This is a genomic window from Streptomyces sp. MS19 (assembly GCF_047200595.1).
GTDB lineage: Bacteria > Actinomycetota > Actinomycetes > Streptomycetales > Streptomycetaceae > Streptomyces.
Genome location: NZ_JBJZOH010000001.1, coordinates 194,657 through 218,544, shown reverse-complemented (window position 1 = coordinate 218,544; position 23,888 = coordinate 194,657). Strand labels below are relative to the sequence as shown.

At 73.3% G+C, this 23,888-nt stretch carries 26 protein-coding genes; 13 read left to right on the top strand and 13 right to left on the bottom strand.

Annotation, left to right across the window (positions count from 1 at the left end):
- The first annotated feature begins 450 nt into the window (after positions 1 to 450).
- Both ACL02R_RS00970 and ssuE read left to right on the top strand, forming a co-directional pair.
- Positions 451 to 1,587 (top strand): LLM class flavin-dependent oxidoreductase, encoded by a 1,137-nt coding sequence (locus ACL02R_RS00970; RefSeq protein WP_412794861.1) that lies wholly within the window; start codon positions 451 to 453, stop codon positions 1,585 to 1,587.
- A 101-nt stretch (positions 1,588 to 1,688) separates the two neighbouring features.
- Positions 1,689 to 2,249 (top strand): NADPH-dependent FMN reductase, encoded by a 561-nt coding sequence (ssuE, locus tag ACL02R_RS00965; RefSeq protein ID WP_412794860.1) that lies wholly within the window; start codon positions 1,689 to 1,691, stop codon positions 2,247 to 2,249.
- A gap of 24 nt (positions 2,250 to 2,273) precedes the next feature.
- Here the strand turns inward: ssuE and wrbA are convergent, their stop codons facing one another.
- Positions 2,274 to 2,891: an NAD(P)H:quinone oxidoreductase gene (gene wrbA / locus ACL02R_RS00960; RefSeq protein WP_412794859.1), complete on the bottom strand. Its 618-nt coding sequence runs from the start codon at positions 2,889 to 2,891 to the stop codon at positions 2,274 to 2,276.
- Positions 2,892 to 3,039: 148 nt separating this feature from the next.
- Between wrbA and sigJ the strand changes: the two genes are divergently transcribed.
- The gene (gene sigJ, locus ACL02R_RS00955; protein WP_412794858.1) at positions 3,040 to 3,966 is read left to right on the top strand and encodes an RNA polymerase sigma factor SigJ; all 927 of its coding nucleotides are present in this window, start codon (positions 3,040 to 3,042) and stop codon (positions 3,964 to 3,966) included.
- A 75-nt stretch (positions 3,967 to 4,041) separates the two neighbouring features.
- Here sigJ and ACL02R_RS00950 read toward each other — a convergent pair whose 3' ends face one another.
- The 3 genes from ACL02R_RS00950 to ACL02R_RS00940 form a co-directional block, all read right to left on the bottom strand.
- The gene (locus ACL02R_RS00950; RefSeq protein ID WP_412794857.1) at positions 4,042 to 4,209 is read right to left on the bottom strand and encodes a hypothetical protein; all 168 of its coding nucleotides are present in this window, start codon (positions 4,207 to 4,209) and stop codon (positions 4,042 to 4,044) included.
- Positions 4,206 to 5,708 (bottom strand): PLP-dependent aminotransferase family protein, encoded by a 1,503-nt coding sequence (locus tag ACL02R_RS00945; protein ID WP_412794856.1) that lies wholly within the window; start codon positions 5,706 to 5,708, stop codon positions 4,206 to 4,208. Before ACL02R_RS00945 ends, ACL02R_RS00950 begins: the two co-directional genes overlap by 4 nt.
- A 638-nt stretch (positions 5,709 to 6,346) precedes the next feature.
- Complete coding sequence (locus tag ACL02R_RS00940; protein ID WP_412794855.1) at positions 6,347 to 7,795, bottom strand: PLP-dependent aminotransferase family protein; 1,449 nt, start codon at positions 7,793 to 7,795, stop codon at positions 6,347 to 6,349.
- A 46-nt stretch (positions 7,796 to 7,841) separates the two neighbouring features.
- Between ACL02R_RS00940 and ACL02R_RS00935 the strand changes: the two genes are divergently transcribed.
- Positions 7,842 to 8,294 (top strand): carboxymuconolactone decarboxylase family protein, encoded by a 453-nt coding sequence (locus tag ACL02R_RS00935; RefSeq protein ID WP_412794854.1) that lies wholly within the window; start codon positions 7,842 to 7,844, stop codon positions 8,292 to 8,294.
- 272 nt (positions 8,295 to 8,566) lie between these two features.
- On the top strand, positions 8,567 to 9,796 hold the full coding sequence (locus tag ACL02R_RS00930) for an MFS transporter (RefSeq protein WP_412794853.1): 1,230 nt from the start codon (positions 8,567 to 8,569) through the stop codon (positions 9,794 to 9,796).
- A gap of 25 nt (positions 9,797 to 9,821) precedes the next feature.
- Here ACL02R_RS00930 and ACL02R_RS00925 read toward each other — a convergent pair whose 3' ends face one another.
- The gene (locus ACL02R_RS00925; RefSeq protein WP_412794852.1) at positions 9,822 to 12,623 is read right to left on the bottom strand and encodes a hypothetical protein; all 2,802 of its coding nucleotides are present in this window, start codon (positions 12,621 to 12,623) and stop codon (positions 9,822 to 9,824) included.
- A gap of 189 nt (positions 12,624 to 12,812) precedes the next feature.
- Here ACL02R_RS00925 and ACL02R_RS00920 point away from each other — a divergent pair, with 189 nt between their 5' ends.
- Genes ACL02R_RS00920 through ACL02R_RS00910 form a run of 3 tightly spaced genes read left to right on the top strand, consistent with a single transcriptional unit; the run spans position 12,813 to position 14,910 of the window.
- Entirely contained in the window at positions 12,813 to 13,526 is a 714-nt protein-coding gene (locus tag ACL02R_RS00920; protein WP_412794851.1) for a GNAT family N-acetyltransferase, read from the top strand.
- Positions 13,527 to 13,585: 59 nt separating this feature from the next.
- Positions 13,586 to 13,975, top strand: a complete 390-nt coding sequence (locus ACL02R_RS00915) for a CU044_2847 family protein (RefSeq protein WP_412794850.1) — start codon at positions 13,586 to 13,588, stop codon at positions 13,973 to 13,975.
- On the top strand, positions 13,972 to 14,910 hold the full coding sequence (locus ACL02R_RS00910; RefSeq protein ID WP_412794849.1) for an effector-associated domain 2-containing protein: 939 nt from the start codon (positions 13,972 to 13,974) through the stop codon (positions 14,908 to 14,910). The genes ACL02R_RS00915 and ACL02R_RS00910 overlap by 4 nt, the downstream gene beginning before the upstream one ends.
- Positions 14,911 to 14,937: 27 nt before the next feature.
- Here ACL02R_RS00910 and ACL02R_RS00905 read toward each other — a convergent pair whose 3' ends face one another.
- The 3 genes from ACL02R_RS00905 to ACL02R_RS00895 all read right to left on the bottom strand — a co-directional run bounded on the left by ACL02R_RS00905 (position 14,938) and on the right by ACL02R_RS00895 (position 16,571).
- Positions 14,938 to 15,624 (bottom strand): SDR family NAD(P)-dependent oxidoreductase, encoded by a 687-nt coding sequence (locus ACL02R_RS00905; RefSeq protein WP_412794848.1) that lies wholly within the window; start codon positions 15,622 to 15,624, stop codon positions 14,938 to 14,940.
- A 34-nt stretch (positions 15,625 to 15,658) separates the two neighbouring features.
- Positions 15,659 to 16,051: an ester cyclase gene (locus ACL02R_RS00900; RefSeq protein WP_412794847.1), complete on the bottom strand. Its 393-nt coding sequence runs from the start codon at positions 16,049 to 16,051 to the stop codon at positions 15,659 to 15,661.
- A gap of 175 nt (positions 16,052 to 16,226) precedes the next feature.
- Complete coding sequence (locus ACL02R_RS00895) at positions 16,227 to 16,571, bottom strand: ArsR/SmtB family transcription factor (protein ID WP_412794846.1); 345 nt, start codon at positions 16,569 to 16,571, stop codon at positions 16,227 to 16,229.
- Positions 16,572 to 16,667: 96 nt separating this feature from the next.
- Here ACL02R_RS00895 and ACL02R_RS00890 point away from each other — a divergent pair, with 96 nt between their 5' ends.
- The gene (locus tag ACL02R_RS00890) at positions 16,668 to 17,873 is read left to right on the top strand and encodes an MFS transporter (RefSeq protein WP_412794845.1); all 1,206 of its coding nucleotides are present in this window, start codon (positions 16,668 to 16,670) and stop codon (positions 17,871 to 17,873) included.
- Positions 17,874 to 17,919: 46 nt separating this feature from the next.
- Positions 17,920 to 18,600: a TetR/AcrR family transcriptional regulator gene (locus tag ACL02R_RS00885; protein ID WP_412794844.1), complete on the top strand. Its 681-nt coding sequence runs from the start codon at positions 17,920 to 17,922 to the stop codon at positions 18,598 to 18,600.
- 21 nt (positions 18,601 to 18,621) lie between these two features.
- Here the strand turns inward: ACL02R_RS00885 and ACL02R_RS00880 are convergent, their stop codons facing one another.
- The 3 genes from ACL02R_RS00880 to ACL02R_RS00870 all read right to left on the bottom strand — a co-directional run bounded on the left by ACL02R_RS00880 (position 18,622) and on the right by ACL02R_RS00870 (position 20,089).
- Positions 18,622 to 18,822: a DUF397 domain-containing protein gene (locus tag ACL02R_RS00880; RefSeq protein ID WP_412794843.1), complete on the bottom strand. Its 201-nt coding sequence runs from the start codon at positions 18,820 to 18,822 to the stop codon at positions 18,622 to 18,624.
- 27 nt (positions 18,823 to 18,849) lie between these two features.
- Positions 18,850 to 19,074 carry a DUF397 domain-containing protein gene (locus tag ACL02R_RS00875; RefSeq protein ID WP_412794842.1) on the bottom strand — a complete coding sequence of 75 codons (225 nt, stop codon included), beginning with the start codon at positions 19,072 to 19,074 and terminating at the stop codon, positions 18,850 to 18,852.
- Positions 19,075 to 19,231: 157 nt separating this feature from the next.
- Positions 19,232 to 20,089: a helix-turn-helix domain-containing protein gene (locus tag ACL02R_RS00870; protein ID WP_412794841.1), complete on the bottom strand. Its 858-nt coding sequence runs from the start codon at positions 20,087 to 20,089 to the stop codon at positions 19,232 to 19,234.
- A gap of 206 nt (positions 20,090 to 20,295) precedes the next feature.
- Between ACL02R_RS00870 and ACL02R_RS00865 the strand changes: the two genes are divergently transcribed.
- From ACL02R_RS00865 to ACL02R_RS00855, 3 genes are all read left to right on the top strand, one after another.
- Positions 20,296 to 20,730, top strand: a complete 435-nt coding sequence (locus ACL02R_RS00865) for an ATP-binding protein (protein ID WP_412794840.1) — start codon at positions 20,296 to 20,298, stop codon at positions 20,728 to 20,730.
- A complete protein-coding gene (locus ACL02R_RS00860; RefSeq protein WP_412794839.1) occupies positions 20,727 to 20,873 on the top strand; it encodes a hypothetical protein in 147 nt (48 codons plus the stop codon). Before ACL02R_RS00865 ends, ACL02R_RS00860 begins: the two co-directional genes overlap by 4 nt.
- Positions 20,874 to 21,237: 364 nt before the next feature.
- Entirely contained in the window at positions 21,238 to 21,504 is a 267-nt protein-coding gene (locus ACL02R_RS00855; protein WP_412794838.1) for a hypothetical protein, read from the top strand.
- A gap of 52 nt (positions 21,505 to 21,556) precedes the next feature.
- On the opposite strand, the gene ACL02R_RS00850 is transcribed toward ACL02R_RS00855, so the two are convergent.
- Complete coding sequence (locus tag ACL02R_RS00850) at positions 21,557 to 22,684, bottom strand: Gfo/Idh/MocA family protein (RefSeq protein WP_412794837.1); 1,128 nt, start codon at positions 22,682 to 22,684, stop codon at positions 21,557 to 21,559.
- Positions 22,681 to 23,430 carry a sugar phosphate isomerase/epimerase family protein gene (locus ACL02R_RS00845; RefSeq protein WP_412794836.1) on the bottom strand — a complete coding sequence of 250 codons (750 nt, stop codon included), beginning with the start codon at positions 23,428 to 23,430 and terminating at the stop codon, positions 22,681 to 22,683. The genes ACL02R_RS00850 and ACL02R_RS00845 overlap by 4 nt, the downstream gene beginning before the upstream one ends.
- Between the last annotated feature and the right edge of the window lie 458 nt (positions 23,431 to 23,888).

Below are 23,888 nucleotides of genomic sequence, written 5' to 3'. Positions count from 1 at the left end.
GTCAGCGACCTGTCGTGAGCATGTGAAAAATCTTCGGGAAGTCCGCGTGCCCCGACGCTTGTGGCGGCGCGGTGTGACGGATGTGGCGCGCATGTGCCGGGGGCCCGGTGCGTGGGCATGCCATTGACGCCCCCGGCGGGCCGTGCTTGCATCGACGCATGCCAGGTGCACGGATGCTCACCCGCCGCCGCTGCGTGGACTTCGTCCTCGTCGCCGCCGCGATCTGTCGCCCCAGCCACTGACACGGGCCGCCGCGCCACGCGGCTGATCCCCGTCCTCCGGCCCGCCCCGGCCGTTCCTCCCCGTTCTTCCCCTCTGCCTCGCCCCGGTCGCCCCCGCCCGCATACCGCCGGTGCCCGGCGTCCCCCCGCGCCCGCGTGCCGCCAGGGCGCCGCCCGCCCGTGCCGTCCCACCCCTCGCCGCGCCCGTCCGACCCGTAAGGACTGACCCGTGACGCTCACCTTCCACTGGTTCCTGCCCACCAGCGGCGACAGCCGCCATGTCGTCGGCGGGGGCCACGGCACGCCGGTCAACGCGGCGGGTGCCGACCGGCCCCCGTCCGTCGCGTACCTCACGCAGATAGCCCGCGCCGCCGAGCAACTGGGTTTCGAGGCGGCCCTCACCCCCACCGGCGCGTGGTGCGAGGACGCCTGGCTGACCACCGCGATGATCAGCCAGCACACCGAACGCCTCAAGTTCCTCGTCGCGTTCCGCCCCGGCTTCGTCTCGCCGACCCTGGCCGCGCAGATGGCCACCACCTACCAGCGGCAGACCGGCGGGCGGCTGCTGCTGAACGTCGTCACGGGCGGCGAGAGCGCCGAGCAGCGCGCGTACGGCGACTTCCTCGACAAGGACGCCAGGTACGCGCGGACCGGTGAATTCCTCCAAGTCGTCCGGGAGTTGTGGCGCGGCGGCACGGTCGATCTCGCCGGGGAGCACCTCCGCGTGGCGGGCGCGCGCCTGGCGCGGCTGCCGGAGCCGGTGCCCGAGGTGTACTTCGGCGGCTCGTCGCCCGCCGCGCTCGGCGTCGCCGCCCGCCAGGTGGACGTCTATCTCACCTGGGGCGAGCCGCCCGCGCAGGTCGCCGAGAAGATCGCGCGCGTACGGGCGCTGGCGCGGGCCGAGGGCCGTACGGTCCGCTTCGGTATCCGCCTGCACGTGATCAACCGCGACACGTCCGACGAGGCGTGGGCCGAGGCGCGGCGGCTGCTGTCCGGCATCGACGAGAGCACCGTGCGCCGTGCCCAGGAGGGTCTGCGGCGCAGCGAGTCGGAGGGGCAGCGGCGGATGCTGGCGCTGCACGGCGGTTCCCGCGACGCGCTGGAGATCCACCCCGGGCTGTGGGCGGGCATCGGCCTGGTGCGCGGCGGCGCGGGCACGGCGCTGGTGGGCAGCCACGCGGAGGTCGCCGACCTGGTGGAGGAGTACAGCGCGCTGGGCATCGAGGAGTTCGTGCTGTCCGGCTATCCGCACCTGGAGGCCGCTTACTGGTTCGGCGAGAACGTGCTGCCGCTGCTTGAGGCGCGCGGGCGCTGGCGGCACCCGGCGCGGGGTGCCGCACCCGTGCCGGTGGGCGCGGGGCTCTGAGGCGGCCGCGCTGCGGGCCGTCCCGTACGCGGCGCGGCCCGCGCCCGTTCTCCCCTGCCCGTACGTCCCACGCCCCGTCCGCCGCCCCGAGGGAGTGACCCATGGCCGTCATCCTGTCCATCCAGGGAAGCCCGTCCCCCGTCTCCCGCACTGCCCGGCTGCTGCTGCACCTCCACGCCCGGCTCGCGCTCCAGGGCCACGACGTGGTGCTGCTGGACGTCCGGACCCTGCCGCCCGAGGCGCTGACCGGCGCCGACCCCGCGCACCCGGCGATCACCCGGGCAGCGGAACTGGTCGCGCGCGCTGACGGCGTGGTGGTGGGCACGCCGATCTACAAGGCCGCCTACTCGGGACTGCTCAAGTCGCTGTTCGACCTGCTCCCGCAGTACGCGCTGGCCGGCAAGACCGTCCTGCCCCTGGCGACCGGCGGCACGACGGCGCATGTCCTCGCGATCGACTACGCGCTGCGTCCCGTGCTGTCCGCGATGGGCGCGACGCACATCACCCCGGGCTGGTTCGTGCTCGACCGGGACATCACGGTGGCCGAGGCGGACGGCGCGGTGACGCTCGCGCCGTCCGCCGCCGGGCCGCTTGAGGAGGTGGTGGACGCGTTCGCGGCACGCCTGCCCGCGCCCGCGCCGCAGCCCACCCCTCTGTCCTGACGCTGCCCCGGCCCTCGCCCCCGGTCAGGCGGTGGCGGCGCGCCCCGCCTTGAGGTGGGCCGCCGTCGTCACGGCGCGCCGCGCCTGGTGGCGCGCCGCCCGCAGGGCCACGTCACCGGGCGGCCCGTCACCGGCGACGTGCGACGTGCCGTACGGGTTGCCCGACTCGAACTGGACCGGGTCCGTGTAGCCGGGCGGCACGATGATGCCGCCCCAGTGGTGGAACGTGTTGCCCAGCGCCAGCAGCGTGGACTCCTGCCCGCCGTGCGCGGTGTTGGACGCGGTGAACGCCGAGTACACCTTGTCGGCGAGCTTCCCCTGGAACCACAGCGGCCCCGCCGTGTCGAGGAACGCCCGCAACTGGCCGGCCGGGCTGCCGAAACGCGTCGGCGTGCCGAACAACACGGCGTCCGCCCAGTCCAGGTCGTCCAGGGACGCCTCCCCGACGGCACCGGCCGTGTCCCGCACATGCCGCGCCCACTCAGGCCTGGCGTCCACGGCCTCGGGCGGCGCGGTCTCCGCGACCCGCCGGAGCCGCACGTACGCCCCCGCCTCCTCCGCGCCCTCGGCGACGGCTCGCGCCAGGGCGTGCACGGTGCCCGTGGCACTGTAGTAGATGATCGCTGCGTTCACGGATTCCACGGTCTGCCCACTTTCCTCGGTGTCAGGTCCACCGGGTACGACGACGCGGCACCGGGAAACGTCAGGCGCCCCTCCGGCCTCACACTCCGGCGCGCCGCGTCGTCGTACCCGGTGGAGGAGAGGAACGACCGAGGGAGCCCGCCACACCATGACCGACCGCCAGGACCCCGCCCTGGACGTGCTCACGGCCGAGCGCCGCCAGCTGACCAGCCTCGCCTACCGGCTGACCGGTTCCCTGGCCGACGCCGAGGACGTCGTCCAGGAGACGTACGCCCGCTGGTACGCCATGCCCCGGCCCCGGCGCGACGGCATAGCGTCCCCCGGCGCGTGGCTGACGACCGTGGCGAGCCGCATCTGCCTCGACCTGCTCGGCTCGGCGCGGGCCAGGCGCGAGCGGTACGTCGGCGAGTGGCTGCCCGAGCCGCTGCCGGGCGGGACGGCGTGGATCAGCGGGCGGTGGGGCGGCGGCCCGGCCGACCCCGCCGACCCGGCGGAACGGGTCACGCTCGACGAGTCGGTCAGCATGGCGTTCCTCGTGGTGCTGGACGCGATGACCCCGGCCGAGCGCGTCGCGTTCGTCCTGCACGACGTCTTCGGCTACCCCTTCGCGGACGTGGCGCGCGTCGTCGGCCGTACCCCGGCGGCCTGCCGCCAGCTGGCGTCGTCGGCGCGCCGCCGCGTCCGCCCGGCGCGGGAGCGGCCCGTGACACCGGCGGCCCGGCACGCGGAGGTCGTCCGGGCGTTCAAACGGGCGTGGGAGGCGCGGGACATCGGCGCCCTCGTGGGCCTGCTCGCCCCCGACGCCACCGCGACGGGCGACGGCGGCGGGCTCGTCACGGCGGCGGCGCGCCCGGTCGAGGGCGCCGAGCGGGTGGCGCGTTTCTTCGCCGAACGGGCGGGTGCGGTGTCGGGCGTGACGATGCTGGAGCGGGTGGTCAACGGGCAGCCGGGGCTGGTGGCGCGGAAGGACGGCGCCACCGTCGCGGTGCTGGCCTTCGACATCGGGGACGACCGCGTGCGGCACATCTGGGCGGTGCTGAACCCGGAGAAGCTCAGGCCGTGGACGGCGGTCTGACGCCCACTGTCCGGCTGCGGGTCGGTTCACCGTCTACCGCTGTCTACCGCCGTGTCTCGTCCGGCGCGCAGGGCGTCACTTCGCCCGCACCTCGGCGCACACCCGCGCTCCCCACACCGACAGCCCGGCCGTCTCGTAGTGCCGCGGCGTGGTCGCGGGAACGCCGGTCCGTGCCGCGAGCCGGCAGATCCGCATCGTCGCCGTGCGGGAGACCGTGGACCTTCGACCCGGCTCGAAGGTCAAGCCACCCGTGCCAGTGCCTTCCCCAGAAGCGCGACCCCCTCCGTGATGTCCGCCGTGCCGCTGCTCGCGTACCCCATCACCAGGCCCGGCGGGCCCGGCAGTTGGCGGTGCCAGGACAACGGGTGGGCCTTGACGCCGAGTTCGAGCGCCGCCTCGGCCAGCGTCCGGTCGTCCCACGCCGCGTCCCCGCCGAACGTCACCATCAGGTGCAGTCCGGCCGCCGCCCCGTGCACCACCGCCCCCGGCAGATGGGCCCGTACCGCCTCGATCATCACGTCACGGCGGCGCCGGTGCCGCGTGCGCAGCACCCGCAGGTGCCGCTCCAGCGCGCCCGACTCCATGATCCGCGCCAGGACGAGCTGGGGCAGCGCCGCGTTCCCCAGGTCGGCGAACCGTTTCGCCGTCACCAGCGCCTCGCGGTGGCGGGCGGGCGCGACGAGCCAGCCGATGCGCAGCGCGGGCGCCAGCAGCTTGGACACGCTCCCCGCGTAGCAGACCCGGTCGCCCAGCATGGCGCGCAGGGCGGGCGCGGGCGGGCGTCCGTAGCGGTGCTCCGCGTCGTAGTCGTCCTCCACGATCAGCCCGCCGTCCGCCGCCCAGCGCATCAGCGCGCGCCGCCGTTCCCCGCCGAGCACCACGCCGGTCGGGAACTGGTGGGCGGGCGTGAGGAGTACGGCCCGCGCCCCGCAGGCCAGCAGGTCGTCCACGCGCACGCCCTGCGCGTCCACGCGCACCGGCGGCGTCGTGAAGCCGCCCGCGACGAGATGCTGCCGTACGCCCAGCGAGCCTGGCTCCTCGAACGCCATGGCGGTGACGTCCTCCCGGCGCAGCACGTCGGCGATCAGGCCGATGCCCTGGGCGACGCCGGAGGTGATCAGGATGTCCGCCGGGTCGCAGGCGATGCCACGGTTGCGGGCGAGCCAGCGGGCCACGGCGCCGCGCAGTTCCGGCAGGCCGCGCGGATCGCCGTACTTCAGGGACGCGGCGGGCATGTCGGCGAGGACGGCACGTTCGGCGCGCAGCCAGGCGGCGCGGGGGAAGGCGGCGAGGTCGGGCGCGCCGGGGGAGAGGTCCACGCGGGCGGGGGCCGTCCGCAGGGCGTCGAACGCGGCGGGGCCCGGGGCCGCGGTGAACAGCGGCCCGCCGTCCGGGCGTTGCCGCGCGTCCCCGCCGTCGGGCGGGCTGACGGGCGCGGCGACGACGACGGTGCCGTTCCGTCCGCGCCCGGCGACGTGCCCGTCCTCCGACAGCCGCTGGTACGCCTCCGTCACCACGCCGCGCGACACGCGCAGTTCGGCGGCCAGCACGCGCGTGGCCGGGAGGCGGCTGCCGACCGGGAGCCGTCCGTCCGCGATCGCGCCCCGCAGCCGCCGGGCCAGCCACTCGGTGATCCCGCCGGGCGGCGCGTCGGCGGGGGAGAGCTGGAGGAAATCGGAGCCGCCGCCCCGGGGCGTGACCGCTCCGGACCGGTCGTCGGCGTCGTCATGGGCCCTGTCCACCGGTGCATTCTGGCCCCAGGCCGGTCCCCATGACCACCCGCACGGGACCCGCCTGCGTCCTCGGCCGCTCGGCGGCCCCGTCACCCGCGGCCGGCTGCCCGGCTCACCGCGCCCGACATCGCGGCCGTGTCGTTCGACCTGGCACGCGCTCGGCGGGCGGACGTACGCGACCTCTCGTACGGCGGCGGCGGCACGTCACGTCCTCGTCCGCTTTCCGCCGGAACACCCCCGACGCCCCTGCCGCCGCGCTCACCGGGCCGCGGCGCGTGCCGCGGCCCGGCGGGACGATCACGGTGATCGAGGGCGGTCACGGCCCGGTCCTTCTCCAGCCGCCGCAGGCGGGACCGGGCCTGGCGACGCGCGAGGCGTGGACCCGGGAAACCGCCGACGCGCACCGTACGGCGGAGGACGACGGCACGTTCCGTCACACCCTCGTGAACGCGACGGCCGGGACCTCTGAGGAGGCAGCGCGCCGTTCTCCCGTGGCGTCAGGGCCGAGCGCGCGACGGTGAGGCGCCGCCCACGCGGGACGGACGGGCCGGCGCCGTTCCTGGCCGGCCGGGGATCGGGGCTGAGGGCTGCCCGGCGGTGCCGGAGGCGAGTGGTGTCCCGCCGCGTGGGTCCGGTCTCCCGTCGTGTCATGCGTACGGGCCGGCGTCGGGTGAGCCGGCCGGAGCGTCCGGCAGTGCGAGGCACAGTGCTTCCAGCGCGTTGGCGAAGGCGTGCTCCGGCGGGGTGCCGAAGCCGATGACCAGGCCGTCGTGGACGGGCATCGTGCTGTCGGGGTGGCGGTAGTTCGCCAGGCCGTCGAGGGCGAGGCCCTGGCGGCGGGCGGCGCGCAGAGCGGTCCGCTCGGTGCCGGGCGGGAGTTCGAGGACGGCGTGCAGCCCCGCCGCCACCCCGCTCACCCGGATGTGCGGGGCCCGCCGGGCCAGCGTGGCGGCCAGCTGGTCACGGCGGCGCCGGTAGACGCGGCGCATCCGGCGCAGGTGGCGGTCGTAGGACCCGCAGGCGAGGAAGTCGGCGAGCGTGAGCTGTTCGACGACCCCCGACCACAGCTCCCGTTCCCCCTTGGCGGCGAGCACGTCGTCGACGAGCCACCCGGGCAGCGCCATCCACCCCAGCCGCATGGCCGGGGACAGGCTCTTGCTGACGGAACCGATGTACACGACACGTTCCGGGTCGAGTCCCTGGACGGCACCGACCGGTTCGCGGTCGTAACGGAACTCGCCGTCGTAGTCGTCCTCGACGACCAGCCCGCCCGTCGACCGGGCCCAGTTGACGACCGCCGCGCGCCGTTCGTGGTGCAGCGGTCCTCCGGTGGGGAACTGGTGGGCGGGGGTGAGGAGGACGGCTCCCGCCCGGGTGGCCGGCAGCTCCTCGATCCGCGCGCCCCGCCCGTCCACGGTCAACGGCAGCGTGCGCAGGTCCGCCCCGGTGACGACGTCCCGGTGGAACGCCAGCCCGTACGCCTCCACGGCGACCGCGCCGCGCAGCAAGGAGCTCAGCAGCCGCAGGCCGTGGGCGAAGCCGGAGCAGATGACGAGCCGGTCGGGCGCGGTGCGCACGCCGCGTGCCCGTGCCAGGTACTCGGCGAGGGCCCGCCGCAGCTCGATCCGGCCCTGCGGGTCCCCGACGCCGAAGGCATCGTGGGGCGCAACTCCCATGGCGCGGCGGGCGGAGGCCGTCCAGGCGGTGCGCGGGAACGCGGAGGCGTCGGGGGAACTGGGCATCAGGTCCAGGGCGGGCCGCCGCCGCGTCTGCCGGACGGGCGCGCGCGACCGGCCCTTCCCCAGCGGTTCCGCACGCGGCGCGACGCGCGTTCCCGAGCCCTGCCGTGCGGTCAGCCACCCCTCCTCGACGAGCTCCGCGTACGCGTCACCGACGGTGTTGCGGGCGATCCCGAGGTCGGCGGCGAGCGTCCGGTACGGAGGCAGCCGGGTGCCGGGAGCCAGCCGGCCCGAACCGATGGCCTCCCGCAGCGCGCGCATGAGCTGAGCGCGGACACCCCCAGGCCCTCGCAGCACGAGGTGGAAGTCGGCGCCGCCCGTCGCCGCCTCCGGCGAATTGACCCAGGAATCACTCATCGAAATGCACCATACCGGGGGGCGTTTCCGCTCCTAGGGTCGAGGCATGACCACATTCCAGGTTCCCCAGCGCATGAACTTCTCCCAGGTCGCCCCAAAGGTCTTCAAGGCCGTCCTGGCCCTCGACGCCGCCGCGCGCGACGGCATCGACCCGGTCCTTCTCGAACTCGTCCAGATCCGGGCCTCCCAGATCAACAAGTGCGCCTACTGCATCGACTTCCACGTCGCCGACGCCCGCAAGGGCGGCGAGAGCGAGGAGCGTGTCCACCAGCTCAGTGCCTGGGAGGAGTCCAGCCTCTACACGGCCAGGGAACGCGCCGCCCTCGCTCTGACCGAGGCGGTCACGCTGCTGCCCGCGGGAGTGAGCGACGCCGTCTGGGCGGAGGCGGGGAAGCACTTCGAGGAGAAGGAACTCGCCCAGCTCATCGCGCTGATCCTCACCGTCAACGCGTGGAACCGGATGAACGTCACCACGCGCAAGACCCCCGGCACGGCCTGATCCGTGTCGTTCGGATCTTTCCTGGCGCGCGCCGCCGGTCACGGCGCCTCGCCGCGTCACCGCGTCGCCCGGGTACGCCCGGTACGCGTGGCGATCCGGTGCCTCGCGATGCACGGCGTCCGACGACGCGGACCGATCCGCCACGATCCGGACGACACAGCCTGGCGGGCCGCCTGAGCCGACCACCCCACGGGCGGCGGTCGCCCCCTGCGCGACCGCCGCCCGTTCCCCGCCCCAGACTCGAACATGTGCACGATTGAAGGGTTTCCGCCGTGACCGCCCCCGCCCCCGCCCCCTCGCCGCCCGCGTCCGCCGACACCGGCCGTTCCGCCGTCAGGGGATGGCTCGCCGTCCTCGCCGTGACGCTGGGCATCTTCGCCCTGATGACGTCCGAGCTGCTGCCGGTCGGCCTCCTCACTCCCATCGGCTCCGACCTGGACGTGTCCGAGGGCACGGCGGGGCTCATGGTGACCGTCCCCGGCCTCGTCGCCGCGGTCTCGGCGTCGCTGGTCACCGTGGCCACCGGCAGGATCGACCGCCGCCTGGTCCTGGCCGTCCTCATCGGCATCGTCGGCGCCGCGAACCTGGCCTCCGCCTTCGCGACCAGCTTCGCCGTCGTCCTCGTCGCACGCTTCCTGATCGGCGTCAGCGTGGGCGGCTTCTGGTCCCTGGCGGGCGCCATCGCCCTGCGCCTGGTCCCCGAACGGCACGTCGGCCGCGCCACGGCCGTGATCTTCGGCGGAGTGGAGACCGCGTCCGTCCTCGGCGTGCCCGCCGGAACCCTGATGGGCGACTTCGGCGGCTGGCGCACCGCCTTCGCGGCCGTCGGCGTCCTCGGCCTGGTCTCGCTGGCGTGCATGCTCTTCCTGATGCCGAAGGTCGAGCCCCGGGAGACCCTCACGTTCGCCGAGCTGCCCACGGTGTTCCGGTCGAACAGCGCGGTCAGGACCGGCATCGCCATGACCTTCCTGGTCATCACGGGACACTTCGTCGCCTACACCTTCGTCCGCCCGGTCCTGCTGGGCCACCACATCGACCACGGCATGGTCGGCGCGCTGCTGCTGACCTTCGGGATCGCGGGGATCTGCGGCAACTTCATCGCCAGTACCCTGGTCGCCGCATGGCCGCGGCAGACCGTGCTCGGCATCGCCCTCGCCCTCAGCACGGCCATGACGCTGCTCGCGGTGACCGAGACCGACGCCGTCACCGCCGGGGCCGTCCTGGTCCTGTGGGGTCTGGGCTACGGAGCCGTCCCGGTCACCTTCCAGACCTGGATCCTCCGCGCGGCCCCCGACGCGACCGAGGCCGCCTCGTCGCTCTACGTGTCGATGTTCAACCTGTCCATCGCGCTCGGCGCCCTGCTCGGCGGCCTGGCCGTCGATCACCTCGCCACCACCAGCGTGCTCTGGATCGGCGGCGGACTCACTCTCCTCACCGTCCTGGTGGTGGGCGGAGCCCGCACCGGCCACCGCGCGTCCCGCGCCGGTTCGGCAGCACGGTGAGGACCACGGCGCCGTGCCGGGCGCGTCAGAGCCGCACGTCCAGTGGGCTGTCCAGGGGTTCGCCGCGGTCGCGCATGTTCTCCAGCGCCCACGTCACGTCCTCGGCGAAGTCCGTGGCGACCTTGCCCAGGTCCTCGTCCCGCGGGCCCGGGGGGAGGCCGAGCGGGTCGCCGGGCGCCGGCTCACGGCCCAGCTCCTCCCAGTACGGGGCGAAGTACGCGCGGACCCGTGCCGCCGCCGCCCGTGCCAGGTCCGCCTCGCCCTCCGCCTCGGCGAGGGCGAGCCGCCGCCGGAGATGGGCACACAGACCGCGGTAGAAGGACTGGCTGTACTCGCTCGGCGCCTGGTCCGGCACCTCCTGCTCGACGTTGTACACCAGCCCGTACAGCACCGACCGCGCCCAGATGTCGAAGGCGAGCGCCTTGCGCCCCTCGTACCAGGCGATGTCGCCCAGCGTCTGCGTGAGTTTGACGCGCAGCTCGTTGTCCTGCTGCTCGTCGATCCGCTCCGCGAGGCCCGGCAGGAGCGCCGCCGCGCGTTCCGTGTCGGGCTCGACGGCCAGCCACAGGTACGCCTGCATCCAGACGGCCCAGTTGCCGATCCACAGCTCCGCCTCCCGTACGCACGCCACCTCCGCCGCCCGCAGCCAGGCGAGCGCCGCGTCCCGGTCGGCCGCGCGGCGGGCGGTGCGGTACCAGGCGGTGTCGCCCCGCAGGCAGCAGACGAGGATGTGGATGCGGCGCAGCGGGTCGTCGTCGGGGACCTGGTCCCGCTGGAGGTCCAGCATGCGGCCGAGTCTGGCGAGCGCGCGGTCCGCCGCCCGCCAGCGGTCACGCGGCACCTCGCCCTCCATCGACATCTGGCCCGGCACGTAGTTCTCGCGGAAGTCCTCCAGGCACGTCACCCACGCCCGGTCGGGCGTCCCGTCGAGCTGGTCGAGCAGGGTGTGGAACGAGGCGAGCAGCCGCTCGGAGTACACCGACGAGATCTCCGTGTCCCACCACCAGAAGGCCTCGAAGAACAGGCGGATCAGGGCCAGCCGCGTCGGCGCGAAGTGCCGCGCGCTGAGCATCGCGGCATGGTGCATCCACTCCTCCGAGTTGCGCTGCCACACCGGGTCCTCGTAGCGGGCGCCGACGATGTAGGGCGAGTCGGTGTCGCGGTCCTCGTCCAGGTCGAGGTTGATCAGCTCCCGGTAGTACGCCTCTACGGGCCGGTGCAGCTCCTCGTAGCGCAACGTGTCCTGCCGCAGGCGCGCTTCGACGTTCTCGCGCAGGAAGTCGTGCAGCCGCCAGCCGAGTTCGGCGTCGTCGTCGAACCAGGTGACGAACGACCGCGCGCTCAGCCAGTCGTACACCTGCCGCGCCTCCTGCTCGTCGAGCCCCGTCGCGGCGAGCACGCCGACCAGCAGGTCCGGCGTGCAGCGGCGGATGACGGCGAGCAGGTCGAAGATCTCCACCGGGGCCCCCGCCGGGCGCCCGAGCATGCGCCGCACGCTGGAGTCGATGAACGTCCGGATGGCGCCGACGCCCTGCGGCCCGTCCCACCGCTCGTCGCCGCCGAGGAGCGCGGCGCCGACCCGTTCCGGCGGCGCGTCGGGGGGCACGTCGCCCGCCGTCAGGATTTCGCAGCAGGTGACGACGCCGATGGGCAGGCCGTTCGTCGCGCCGAAGATCATCCGGGCGCACTCGGCGGCGGTGTCCTCGCGCCACCCGGCGCGCCGCAGTTCGTGTACGACGTGGGTTGCGGTCTCGTCGCGCGTCAGGGCCGTGAGCCGGGTCGGCGTCATGGCGAGCAGGCCGACGGCGCGGCGCGCCTGTTCCTCCTCCCGCCGCGTCGCGGGGCGCCGTGCGAAGACGACGGTGTCGGCCTCCGTCAGGCTGAGGCAGTCGGCGAGCCACTCACCGACCGGAGTGGTCACCACGGTGTGCACGTCGTCCACCAGGACGGACAGCGGGTGGCGCCGGACGATGGCGTTCAGCACCTCGACCACCTGCCACTTCGCCTGGTCGAGTGCGTACAGCAGCGTGGCGCGCGCCTCCTCGAAGTCCCCGGTGAGGAAGACCCGTTGGACGGCGCCGCGCGCCGCGCGCAGCGTGTCGAGCGCCTCGCGGCCGAAGTCCGCGTCGATCCTGGCGGGCTCGTCCTCGGCCGGGTCGTACGCCTTGACGAGGTCGTCGGCCATCGCGCTGATGAGGCGGTCGCACGCGCCCTGGGTCGACCGCAGGAACTCCAGCGTGTCCGGGTCGCTCTCCAGGGCCTGCGCGGTGACGAAGAGGACCACGTGCCGCCGCTGCTGGAGCCCGGCGTTGATCTCCTGGAGCAGCAGCGACTTGCCGCAGCCGCTGTCCGCGATGACGTCCCGGCGCGGGCGGCGTCCCGCGTCCACGGCGGCGAGCAGGTCCGTCACCTTCCGGCCGAGCGCCGCCGAGACCGGGCGGTCGTCGCGCGCGGGTTGCGGCGCATGGCGGGGGCCGGGGAACGCCGACGCACCGCCGGACGGCGGCGGTTCGGGTACGGGTGTCGCCTCGATCGCGGCGAACTCGTCCCTCAGACGCACGTGCGCTCCCGTGTACTCGCGGGTGATCAGCAGCGCGTCGGCCAGGGCGCCGATCGCCGCCCGCTGGTCGGGGCAGGCAAGGAAGGTGTCGACGATCGCCCGCAGGTGGTCACGCTGCCGGGCGCTCTCCGGCACGTCCGGATGGCCGGGGACCGACTCGGCGGCGAGCGCGACGAGTTGGCGGCGGAAGTCGAGCGAGTCGGCGCCGGGCACACCGGCGAGGACCGCGACCAGCCGTTCCCGTTCGGCGGAGCTGAACTGTCTCACCGGCGGCATCCTCCTCGGACATGGGGTGCCCCGCCCGGCCGCGTCCACCGGCAAACCGGCCACCCCGTACGGGGAATACGACTAATATCACGCTCGGCTATCGGACAGGCAGGTTTGTGTGCAAGCCTTGCCGCACACGATCTGCCGCGCGGGGCAAGGCAGTTGGACCAGTACGAGGGGGCAGCGGCAATGACGGGTGCTCAGACGCCTGCGGGTGGTGAGGACGGCCCGCGCATCCGCCGGATCGCGGCCGACGACCCGGAGTTCGACCAGCTCTACGCCGAAGTCCTGGCACCGGCCTTCACCCACGACGAGCTGTCCGACGCCGACGACCTCCGCCAGGTCACCGCCGACGGCACCACCCTCGTGTGGGCGAGCGTCGCGCCGTCCGGGCAGGTGCTCGGCGGCGCGGTGTGGGAGTACGAGGCGCGGTTCGACCTCGTGCTTCTCGCCTGGCTCGCCGTACGCCCCGGGCTGCGCGGCCGGTCGGTCGGCGGCCCGCTGCTGCGCGCCTCCCTGGACGCGTGCATCGCCGCCCACGCCCCCCGCCTGGCGCTGGCCGAGGTGTCCGACCCCGGCCGGCACACCGGCGACGAACTCCACGGCGACCCCGACGCCCGGCTGCGCTTCTACCGGCGCCACGGCGCGCGCACGCTCGACCTGCCGTACTTCCAGCCCGCGCTCGGCCCCGACCGCAAGCGGATTCCCGACCTCCTGCTGATGGTGCTCCACGCCCACCCCGACCTCACCGCGGGCGGCACGGGCCTCGGCGACGTCTCCGCCCTGCGCGCGTACCTGCGGTGGGCGCAGCGGGAGTGCGAGGGACAGGTGGGCACCGACGAGCAGGCGATGCGGCTGTGGCGGGCGCTGGAACGCCCCGGCGGGGTCCCGTTCCGCGACTGACCGGCGATGCGGGGCGGTAGTGGACACGATGGCGGCGACGACGTTCCGCGGAGGGCGCAGTGACGACGACGGTACCGGTGCAACTGGCCAACGGCATGGTGATCCAGGTCGAGGTGACGGAGGCGGAGCCCCTGCTGCCCGGCGGCCGGGCGGCGGACGACTTCGTGAGCGGGGACGTCAGCACCCGCGAGGCGCTGTCCCGTGTCCGCGAGGCGGTGACGTACCAGCTGGACACCGTCCGCGAGTCGATCCGCGGCATCGCCGAGTGGGCGGCGGAGACCATGCACGACCACCTGCCGCGCCGCCCGGACGCCTTCGAGATCGAGTTCGGACTCAAACTCGCCGTCGAGTCCGGCGCGTTGACGAGCGTGATCGCCAAGGCCGGGGGGGAGGCGGCCCTCGTGGTGCGGATGACGTGGAACGCCGAGGGCGGGACGACCGGTCCGTGACGGACCCGGCCCGCGACAGCGCGGTGTGGCTGTCGGACGACGAAGGCCTCGTCGGCTGCGGTTTCTTCCTCGCCCCCGGCGTCGTGCTGACGGCCGCCCACGTGGTGGCCGCCGCGCGCGGCCCGCTCCTCGTACGGTGGGGCGGGCGTACGGCGGTGACCGGCGGGCGGCGGCTCTTCCCGGCCGCACGCGGCGAAGCCACCCACTGGGCCCACCCCGACCTGGCCCTCGTCGCGGTCCCCGGCGCGCCGGGGGAGCACCGCGCGCCGCGGCTGGCGGCCGGGGACGACGTGCCGCCGGGGACGGCCGTGCGGGTGTGGGGGTACTCGACGCGCACGCCCAGCCCCGGTGTCCAGCCGGACGCGCTGCTGCTGCGGGTGTCCGGGCCCGCCGGTGACTACGTGCGGGTGGCGGGCGACGCGGTGCTCGACGGCTTCAGCGGCAGCGTGGTCGTGCGGCAGGACGACGGCGCGGTCTGCGGCGTGCTCAAGGCGTTCCGCCAGGTCAGCGGCATCATGGACGGCGGCTGGTACACGCCGCTCGCCGCGCTGCGGAAGGAACTGCCCGGCGACGACCCGCTGTTCGGCCTGCTCCCGCCGCCCACCGCCGTACGGGCCGCGCCGCCGCCGTACGCCGGACCGCGCCGCCTGACCGCCGCCGCCAGGCTGCGGCTGGCCAGGGCCTTCGAGGCCGTGCCCGGCATGGACGACCCGGAGTTCCGCCGCAGGGTGCTGCGGGACGTCGAGGAGGAACTCGGCACGACCCTGCACGTGCCGCACCAGTCCGAGACGCGCGGCCACGTCCTCGCGATGGTGGACGCGCTGCGCGCCCACGACGACCCGCCGCGGGCGCGCCAGGCGTTCACGGACGTGGTGTCCGTCCTGCGCCCCGGCGCGGCGGCGCGCTTCGGCGGCGCGCTCGAAGCGGACCTCTGACCCGCCGCGGCCGATCGGGGCCCGTGGCTACCAGTCCAGGTGGCCGGTCTCGTCCTGAAGGGTCCCGGTCGGGCCGTCCGCGCCCAGGGTCGCCAGGCGTACGACGGTCCTGGCGCTCTCCTCCGGCGGGCGGCCGCCGTCCATGGCCGCGGTCATGTCGGTGGCGGTGAAGCCCGGCTCGACCGCGTTGAACCTGATGCCCGGATGAGCCTTGGCGTACTGGACCGTGAGCATGGTGGCCGCCGACTTGGACGCGGCGTAGAGCATGGGCGTCAGGTGGTACTCGACCCGGTCCGGGTTGTTGACCGCCCAGAACGAACCCATGCTGCTGGAGACGGTCACCACGGTGGGGTTCGCGGACTCGCGCAGCAGCGGGAGCGCGGCCTCGGTGACGCGTACGATCCCCACCGCGTTGGTGTCGAAGACCCGCAGGGCCGTGGGGCCGTCGGTGGCATCGGCCGCCAGGATGCCCGCGTTGTGCACGAGGACGTCGAGCCGGCCCTCGGCCGAACCGACCGCCGCCAGCGCCGCGTTGACCGACGCGTCGTCGGTCACGTCGAGCTGGACGAACCGCGCGCCGAGCGCCGCCGCGGCCTTCGCGCCGCGTTCCGTGTCACGCGCGCCCATCCAGACGGTGTGGCCCCGCTCCTGGAGCTGCCTGGCTGTCTCGTACCCGATGCCCTTGTTGGCACCGGTGATCAGTGTGACGGTCATGACTGTCCCCTCGGCTGGTGTGTCTGCGGCGGGTTCAGCGGGTCAGCTGCCGGTGCAGCGCGCCCGCGTCGTGCAGGGCCGTCATGTGCACGAACCGCCCGTCGCGCACCTGGTGGACGGCGTACTCGGTGATCTCGAACGAGGCGCCGGTGGGCGTCACGCCGAGCCATTCCTTCGCGGGAGTGCCGGTGTTGACCAGGCGCGCGGCCAGGCGGTCGCCGTCGAGGAGGAGTTCCTTCAGCTCCCAGCGCAGGTCCGGGACCGCGTCGATGTCGCGCCGCTGGACGGCGATGACGTCGTCCCGGGTGGCCGGCTCGCCGTTCAGCGTGGGCCGGTCGGCGATGAACTCGTCCATGTGGTCGGACTCGTGGGCGTTCAGCGCCGCGATGTAGCGCAGGTAGAACGCGCGCAGATCGGTGTCGGACATCGGGTGCCCCTCCTGTGCGGCAGCCATGGCGCGCCGTGCGCCGCTGGGGTGGCCAACCGGGGGCGTCCGACATCTATTCCGATCGGTACAGAAGTTTTTCCTGTTCCGTCGCGTGTTCCGGCACAGGCGGCGTCACCGTACCGCGCGAGGCGGATCAGAACCTTGTGCGGAAGGGCTACTTGAGCCCGATGCGGGTGGCGTCCCCGGGGGCTGCGCCGAGCAGCGAGGCGAGCAGACCGGGGAAACGGGCTTCGAGGTCGTCGGCGCGCAGGTGCACGTAGCAGCGGGTGCCCTCGTCGCGGGTCCGGGTGACACCGGCGCTGCGGAGGGTCTTCATGTGGTGGCTCAGGGTGGACTTCGAGACCGGTGCGTCGAGTTCGCCCCACTGCCGCTCCCGCCCGTCCGCGAGGAGGTACACGATCCCGAGCCTCAGCGGGTCCGACAGCGCGGAGAGCACGCGCGTGAGCGAGATGTCCTCGACGGCGGGGTGTCTGGCGTCCGGGTGCGGGGAGCGCGGCATGGCCCCACCCTACTTGTTCGATGTTCGTCATACATCGAATAAGCGGCTATCTTGATTCATGTTCGTCGAACATCGAACGAATTGTGGAAGGAAACCATGTCACGCGGTCCGGTCTGGCTCATGGCCCTCTTCATCGCCACATGGGCGCTGGGCACCGACGAGTTCGTCATCGCGGGGGTGCTCAACACCGTCGCCGCCGACCTGGACGTCAGCCCCGGCGCGGCGGGACAACTGGTGACAGGCTTCGCCTTCGCGTTCGCCCTCGGCGCCCCCGTACTCGCCGTCCGGCTCGACCGGTACCCGCGCCGCCTCGTGCTCTGCGGCGGACTGGCCGCGTTCTCCCTCGCGAACGTGGGCTGCGCGCTCGCACCGGGGCTGACGCCCCTGCTGGTGCTGCGGATCGTCGCCGGACTGTCCGCCGCGGCGGTCTCGACCACGGCGTTCGCCGCCGCGGCCGAAGGCGCTCCCGAGGGAAAGCGGGGAACCTACCTGTCCGTGGTGACCGCGGGGCTGACCGTCGCCCTGTTCACCGGCGTGCCCGCGGGAACGTGGATCGCCGACACCTGGGGATGGCGCTCGACGTTCGTGCTGATCGCCGTCGCCGCCGCCGTCACCACACTGATCGTCCTCCTGGCCATGCCCCGCCTTCCGGGCACCGGACCCGCCGCGCTGGCCGAGCGGCTGAGGCCACTGCGTCACCCGGCACTACTCCGCATGGTGACCGCGATCTTCCTGTGCGGCACGGGCGGGCTGATGTTCTACACCTACCTCGGCCCCGTCACCGCACACACCCTCGGCACCGACCGGTACCTGCCCGTGCTGCTGCTCTCCGTGGGACTCGTCGGCGTCGTCGCGGCCCTGTTCGGCGGCCGTCTCACGGACATGCGCGGAGCCCGGAGCGCACGGCTGGCGATCCTGGGCGGGCACGCGGTCGCCCTCGCCGTCCTGGCGGTCCTGGTGCTCGCCGGCGCGCCGGTCGGGCTCTACGCCGTCGGGGTCTGCCTCTGGGCGGTGTTCGCGTGGGCGCTGAACCCGCCCATGCAGGCGAGCAGCATCCAGGCCGCGCCCGAGGCGGCGATGACCGCCATCTCGCTCAACATCTCCGGCCTCTACCTCGGCACCGCCGCCGCCGGCGCGGTCGGCGGACTCACCCTCGACCACCTCGGAGCGTCCGCGATCCCCGTGGTCGGGGCGTCCGTGCTGCTGGCTGCCTGGCTCGTCGCCGCCCCCGCCATCCCGGCACCGGACGCCTCCACCACGCGGCGGGAAGCCGCGACGGCCCACGTCCCGGATCACCCATGAACCGCATCGCCCGGTACGCCGTATCGGGCGATGTATCGTCAGCGGCATGTTGGTGTGGGAGCGGCCGGAGCCGCCGGACCGGCCGGTACCGGCCCCGCTGAGCCGCGAGCGGATTGTACGGGCGGCGATCCGCCTCGCCGACGCGGACGGCCTGACGGCGGTGTCGCTGCGCAAGGTGGCCGCCGTGCTGGAGGTCGGGCCGATGCGGCTGTACGGCTACATCGCCACCAAGGAAGAGCTGCTCGAACTGATGGTGGACGCCGTCTACGCCGAGATCCGCCCCACCGGCGACGGCTGGCGTGCGGCGCTGCGCTCCCTCGCCGAGGCCACCCGCCGGGCCGCGCACCGGCACGAGTGGTTCGCCGACCTGATCGGCGGACGGCCGCAGCTCGGACCGAACACCCTGGCCACCGGGAACGCCGTCGTGGCCGCGATGGACGGCGTCGGCGTGGACACCATCGTGCCGGCGACGGCGGCCGTCAACGCGTACGTGGTCGGCGCGGTGCGCCGGGAGATCGCCGAACGCCGCGCCGAACGGGCCACCGGGACCGACAAGGAGCAGTGGCAGGCGGCGCTGGGCCCCTACCTGGAACGGACCTTCGCGACGGGCCGCCTCCCCGCACTGGAATCGGTCGTCCGCGACGGCCCCCACCCGACCCCCGACGAAACCTTCGACTCCGGCCTCGCCCTCCTCCTCGACGGCATCGCGACCCGCATCGAGAAGTGACACCGCCACGGGCCCGAACCGTCAACGGGCTCGGAACGAGCCATCCCGCAAGGCAACGGTGAACGCGCCCCACCCGCGGACTCCGACCACGACCACGGGCCCGTCGCGGTCCTTCGAGTCGCGGAGGTCGATGCCGTCATGGGTACGACGGCGCGCCTCAACGCAGTCGCCGTTCTGGGCGCTGTAGCTGCTCGTGAACCAGGATGAGCCGTTTGCGCGCATCGTGTGGACCCTTCTGGGATACGGAAGTCAGGGAAGCAGCAGGTTGCTCTGGCCGTTCTGGACTCCGCCGGTGAAGGCGCGGTAGTCGTCTTCTGAGAGGACAAGCACTGCTGCCTCCGGGTTGCCGACGTCCTGAGAGTCCCGAAGGGCCACGACACCGCCGACGAAAGCGACTTCGAGGCAATTGTTGGTCCCGTTGCTCAGTTCGCTCTTGGCCCACTTGGCGTTGGTGAGGTCTAGGTTGCTGATCATCTTCTTCCGATCCTTGGCTGAGTATGCGTAGGGCCAGATCCGCTGTCCTCAAGTCTCGCGAACCGACCGTCACCTGCTGCTTTGCGTATCGTCTCATGGTTGGCCATGGGTGGCTCCTGCTTGGAGGACGGCCTTAAAGTGTCAGGCTCAGCGGGACTTACTCATCATCTGTGGTGATGAGATTGCTGAGGAACTCACGCGACCGTTCTGCCGACCAGGCGACCTTGCGGAGCCGTGTGAAGCCAGCGGTGTACGGTGCAATATCGAGATCTTCTTCCATGTAGGCGATGCGGGTCATCGTTTCGACGGTCACCACGGGGTCACCCGCGTCGAACGAGAACATTGTGAACTGGCCGTCCACGCCGGGGTGGGCACCAGCTTCAGTGGGCACGACCCGGAAATCGACATTTGTCAGTTCGTCCACCGTCGCGGCCAACGCGATCAACTGGCGTTTGAGGATGTCGTGATCGCCGATCGGACGGCGAAGCGCGGCTTCTTCCACCACACACCGCACATGCAACGGATTTTCGCGGCGAAGGACCTGCTGTCGCTCCATGCGTAGCTCGACGAAGCTGCGTACCTGCCGTGCAGTGTGCCAGATGACACCCCCGGAGATGAGCGCATGCGCGTACTCGGCTGTTTGGAACAGGCCGGGGACCACTTGCGCGGTGTAGATATCCGCCTCGGTGGCAACCTCCTCCAGCTCCAGATAGCCCGCGAAATCGTCGCCCTCCGCGTTCGAGGATTGGTGGAGCAGTGTGCTCCGACGATTGCTCGAAGCGAGGGCGGCGAGGCGACGGATCTCCGCAGCTTTCGTCTCGGGTAGCTCGTAGGGCTGGAGGTACGCCTCAAGCCGGTCCTCGGGGATCGCCCCCTTGCCCAGTTCGACGCGGCTGAGCGTCGGCACGGAGACCCCGATGGCCTCGGCTGCCTCGCCGAGCGTGAGCCCCGCGCGTTTCCTGAGGTCGCGTAGGGCAAGTCCCAGCCTCCGTCGCAGGAGGTTGGGTTGGGCCATAAGGGATCACCGCCTTCCGGTCGCTGACTCTACAGGCGACCCGAACCTGAGATCGAGCGTGAAAATTCTCGTGAGACTTGCTTAGAGACGTTACCTCGCGCCATGCTGGTTGTGTCACGGAACCCATACGTTGGGTTGCCGTCGAGTGCAACTGCCGTGCCCGGCTTGGTGATGCGGGCAGGTCGAAGAGCGCCCTTGGAGGTGTCATGACGATTCCGGCCCAGTCCCCCGAGAAGCAGCACTACGCGTATGTGTGGGACATACTCGCTGACGCCCGAGGGATCGAGACGTGGCGATGGACGCTGGTGTTGGTGCTTCGGTCCTGGGGGGCCTCTTCGGCTGCTGTCGAGGTCGCACGCCTGGGACTGTCGGAACTGCTCGCGAATGTCCTGCGGCATGTCGATGACCCGCACTGTCGTCTGTCGGCGGTCGTGCGTGACGGGCGGGTGACGGTTCGGGTGTCGGATCGGTCCGTGTTCCTGCCGGTGGTGACGGAACCGGAGTGGGATGCCGAGTCCGGGCGGGGTCTCTGGCTGCTCAAGACCATGTGCCGTGACTTCGGGTGCAGTCCCGAAGTGGACGGCAAGTGCGTCTGGTTCACGATCGATCTCGATCCCGTGGAAGGCGAGGCGGCCGCGTGATCCGGGGGTTGCGGCGCGTCGGGTTCGTCGTGGGGCTCGTGTCGGTGGTCGGCGGCGGGCTGTGGCTGGGGGCCGTGCTGCTGATCCTGTGGGTCAGCAGGGTGATCGGTTCGCACGACGACGGCGGGCAGGGTGACACGTGAACGAGTGGTTCGTCGGGGCCTGTTGGCTCTGGTGCGGGCACCGCGTCACCCTTGTCGCCCGCGTCGGCACGGTGACCAGCGGCGCACCCGCGCTCGAAGCGCCGCTGTACGCCTGCGGGCCCTGCGTCGAGCGCCTGCACAACGCCGTCACCGACCACGCCCACGCCACCGCGCACCTGCCCGTTGACGCGGAAGGTCACGGCGTACCCCTCTACGCCGCACCCGGCACGCCCCCGCCCCGTACCATCCGCCCCCGCCCCGGCGGGCGGCTCCGGGGACCGGCCACGCTGCTCGGCCGCCGCTGGCAGCGCCACCTCGACGGGGACGACCAGGACCCCGCCATACCGAGACCCCGGAGGACACAGTGGGACACGCGTGGAGACGGACGGCGACGGCCGCCGTGCTCGGCCTGGTGTCGGGCTACGCCGCCGCCCACCTCGTACGCCGCACGGGACGCGTCGCGTCGGTGATCGCCCTCGGCGAGGACCCGAACGCCACGCCGCGGCAGCCGCAGCCCGCCGGGGCCTGGCCCGACGAGTTGCACGCCGTACGCCTCGTGCTGCCCGACGAGTTCGACCTCGCCCGGCGGATCTTCCACGACGCCGACGGCGACGGCGACACGGCGGACTGAACGACGGGCGGGCCCGGGGGAGTTCCCGGGCCCGCCAGCGTACGACCGGAGGTCAGAGCAGCGTCGCCGCCGCCGGGTCCCAGTCCAGCGGCAGCGGCTCCGGCGCGACCGGCTCGCCGAGCCGCGGCGACGCCGGGGCACCGGGCCGCCGGAACTCCCCGCTCTCCGCCGACTCCGCGATGGCCGCCATCGTCTTCAGGACATGCAGCGCCAGCGTTCCCGACGCCCGGTGCGGCTCGCCGGAACGCAGCGCCCGCGCCATCTCCACGACACCGATGCCGCGCCCCGCCGACGACCCCTCGACCGGGAGGTCCGCCCAGTCGTCCGCGCCGTTCGGCCGCAGCTTCAGCGGGCCCTCGAACTTGTTGGGGTCGGGCACGGACAGCGTGCCCTCGCTGCCGGTGATCTCGATGACCGTGCGCGGCACCGACGAGTCGAAGCTGAACGTCGAGTTGGCGCGCGGCCCCGACGCGAACTCCAGCAGCGCGCTGACGTGCGTCGGCACGTTCACCGGGAACTCCTGGCCCGCCTTCGGCCCCGAGCCGACGACCCGCGTCGCCCGCCCCCGCGCCGCCGTCGCCGCCACGCCCGTGACCGGGCCGAACAGCGCGACCAGCGCCGTCAGGTAGTAGGGCCCGATGTCGAACAGCGGCCCGCCGCCCGGCTGGTAGAAGAAGGCCGGGTCCGGGTGCCAGCCCTCAGGGCCGAGGCTCTGGGTCGCCGTCCACGCGGACACCGGCGTGCCGATCTTCCCCGCCCGCACCGCACGCAGCGCCGACTGGATGCCCGCGCCGAGGAACGTGTCCGGCGCGTTGCCGACCAGCAGGCCCAGTTCGGCCGCCTCGGCGAGCACCTTCTCGCCCTCGGCCGGGGTGGCGGTGAGCGGCTTCTCGCCGTACACGTGCTTCCCGGCGCGCAGCGCGGCCAGCGCCACCTCGGCGTGCGCGACGGGCACCGTCAGGTTGACGACCAGCTCGACCTCGGGGACGGCCAGGGCGTCGTCCACCCCGCCCGACACCGGCACGCCGTACTCCTCGGCGGCGATCGCCGCCCGCGCCGGGTCGATGTCGGCGATCGCCAGGACCTCGACGTCGGCGAAGCCGGAGAGACTCTTCAGGTACTGGCCGCTGATGTTGCCCGCGCCGATGAGCGCGACGCCGACCGGCCCGCTGCCGGTCACGCGGCCTCACCCAGACCCGCGAGGTACGCACGGCTGTCGCGCAGACCGTCGAACACGTCGGTGGCGCAGGCGTCGAACTCCACGACGCGCCACGCGTCCGGCGCGGCGGCCAGGATCTCCGGCACGGCGATGGCGCCCGAGCCGACCGCGACGTTCGGCTCGTCCTTCACGGCGGGCCCGTCCTTCACGTGCAGCGCGTGGACGCGGCTGCCGAGGCCGCGCAGCAGACGCGGCACGTCCGCGCCGCCGACCACCGCCCAGTACGTGTCCACCTCAAGAACGACGCGCGGGTCCAGGTGGTCGGCGAGGATCTCCAGCGCGTGGCGGCCGTCGATCACCGGCTCGATCTCCCACCAGTGGTTGTGGTAGCCGAGCGTGAGGTCGTGCGAAGCGGCCTTGTCGGCCAGGCTGTTGAGCGTGTCGGCGGCGCGGCGTATGCCGTCGGGATGGGTGAAGTCCTCCTGCGGTATGCCCGCCGGGACGATCGCCAGGCCGGAGCCGAGCGTCGCCACGGCGTCGAAGACGGGGGCCGGGTCGCCGTCCTGGACGAGCTGGACGGCATGCGCGCCGGGCACGGTCAGCCCCAGGCCGTCCGCGACGCGGCGGAAGCCTTCGGGGTCGTCGGCCGGGGCGAACGGCTCCACGGCGGTGAACCCGAGCGCGGCGACCCGCGCGAGAGTGCCGTCACGGTCGGCCGCCAGTGCGTCGCGGAGGGTCCAGAGCTGAACGCCCAGTGGTGGTGCCATGGTTGTGCTGCCTCCGAAGAAGTTCTGTCGTACGGCTCAAGAGAAGCTAATCGGACTTATTGGTGCGTGGCAACGGTCTCCCTCCGGCACCATCCCCGCAGCCCAGGCGCGGCATGCGGACCGGCGCGAGTTCCGGAACAGCGGCCGGTCCGGGGCGGCCCGGCGAGCCGTCCCGGAAGGGGGGCGCGGGGTTCCGCGGGGTGGCCGCGTACTCACCGGCATGCTTGCCACTCCTCGTATCCCCCGGCGGTTCCGGGACCCGCGCAGCACCGAGTACCGGACAGCGGATGACACGGGTGGCCCGCCTCCCGGCGTGGATCAAGCGGGCGAGGAACCGGGACGAGGTCCTGCGGGCCGTCCGCCGCATCCGGTCCTCGTCGGTCGCCGTCTGACCTGCCGCCGGCGTGCGGGAGCCGGCTCAGAAGCCGGACGAGTGGTGTCGGACGAGTGGTGTCGGA

Excerpts from the sequence above, each read along its gene's own strand:
- ssuE (WP_412794860.1), top strand. The coding sequence starts at position 1,689 with ATGGCCGTCATCCTGTCCATCCAGGGAAGCCCGTCCCCCGTCTCCCGC.
- ACL02R_RS00905 (WP_412794848.1), bottom strand. The coding sequence starts at position 15,624 with ATGACCGTCACACTGATCACCGGTGCCAACAAGGGCATCGGGTACGAG.
- ACL02R_RS00845 (WP_412794836.1), bottom strand. The coding sequence starts at position 23,430 with ATGGCACCACCACTGGGCGTTCAGCTCTGGACCCTCCGCGACGCACTG.
- ACL02R_RS00875 (WP_412794842.1), bottom strand. The coding sequence starts at position 19,074 with ATGATCAGCAACCTAGACCTCACCAACGCCAAGTGGGCCAAGAGCGAA.
- ACL02R_RS00885 (WP_412794844.1), top strand. The coding sequence starts at position 17,920 with ATGTTGGTGTGGGAGCGGCCGGAGCCGCCGGACCGGCCGGTACCGGCC.
- ACL02R_RS00900 (WP_412794847.1), bottom strand. The coding sequence starts at position 16,051 with ATGTCCGACACCGATCTGCGCGCGTTCTACCTGCGCTACATCGCGGCG.
- ACL02R_RS00940 (WP_412794855.1), bottom strand. The coding sequence starts at position 7,795 with ATGAGTGATTCCTGGGTCAATTCGCCGGAGGCGGCGACGGGCGGCGCC.
- ACL02R_RS00870 (WP_412794841.1), bottom strand. The coding sequence starts at position 20,089 with ATGGCCCAACCCAACCTCCTGCGACGGAGGCTGGGACTTGCCCTACGC.
- ACL02R_RS00890 (WP_412794845.1), top strand. The coding sequence starts at position 16,668 with ATGTCACGCGGTCCGGTCTGGCTCATGGCCCTCTTCATCGCCACATGG.
- ACL02R_RS00895 (WP_412794846.1), bottom strand. The coding sequence starts at position 16,571 with ATGCCGCGCTCCCCGCACCCGGACGCCAGACACCCCGCCGTCGAGGAC.
- ACL02R_RS00865 (WP_412794840.1), top strand. The coding sequence starts at position 20,296 with ATGACGATTCCGGCCCAGTCCCCCGAGAAGCAGCACTACGCGTATGTG.
- ACL02R_RS00920 (WP_412794851.1), top strand. The coding sequence starts at position 12,813 with ATGACGGGTGCTCAGACGCCTGCGGGTGGTGAGGACGGCCCGCGCATC.
- sigJ (WP_412794858.1), top strand. The coding sequence starts at position 3,040 with ATGACCGACCGCCAGGACCCCGCCCTGGACGTGCTCACGGCCGAGCGC.
- ACL02R_RS00880 (WP_412794843.1), bottom strand. The coding sequence starts at position 18,822 with ATGCGCGCAAACGGCTCATCCTGGTTCACGAGCAGCTACAGCGCCCAG.
- ACL02R_RS00935 (WP_412794854.1), top strand. The coding sequence starts at position 7,842 with ATGACCACATTCCAGGTTCCCCAGCGCATGAACTTCTCCCAGGTCGCC.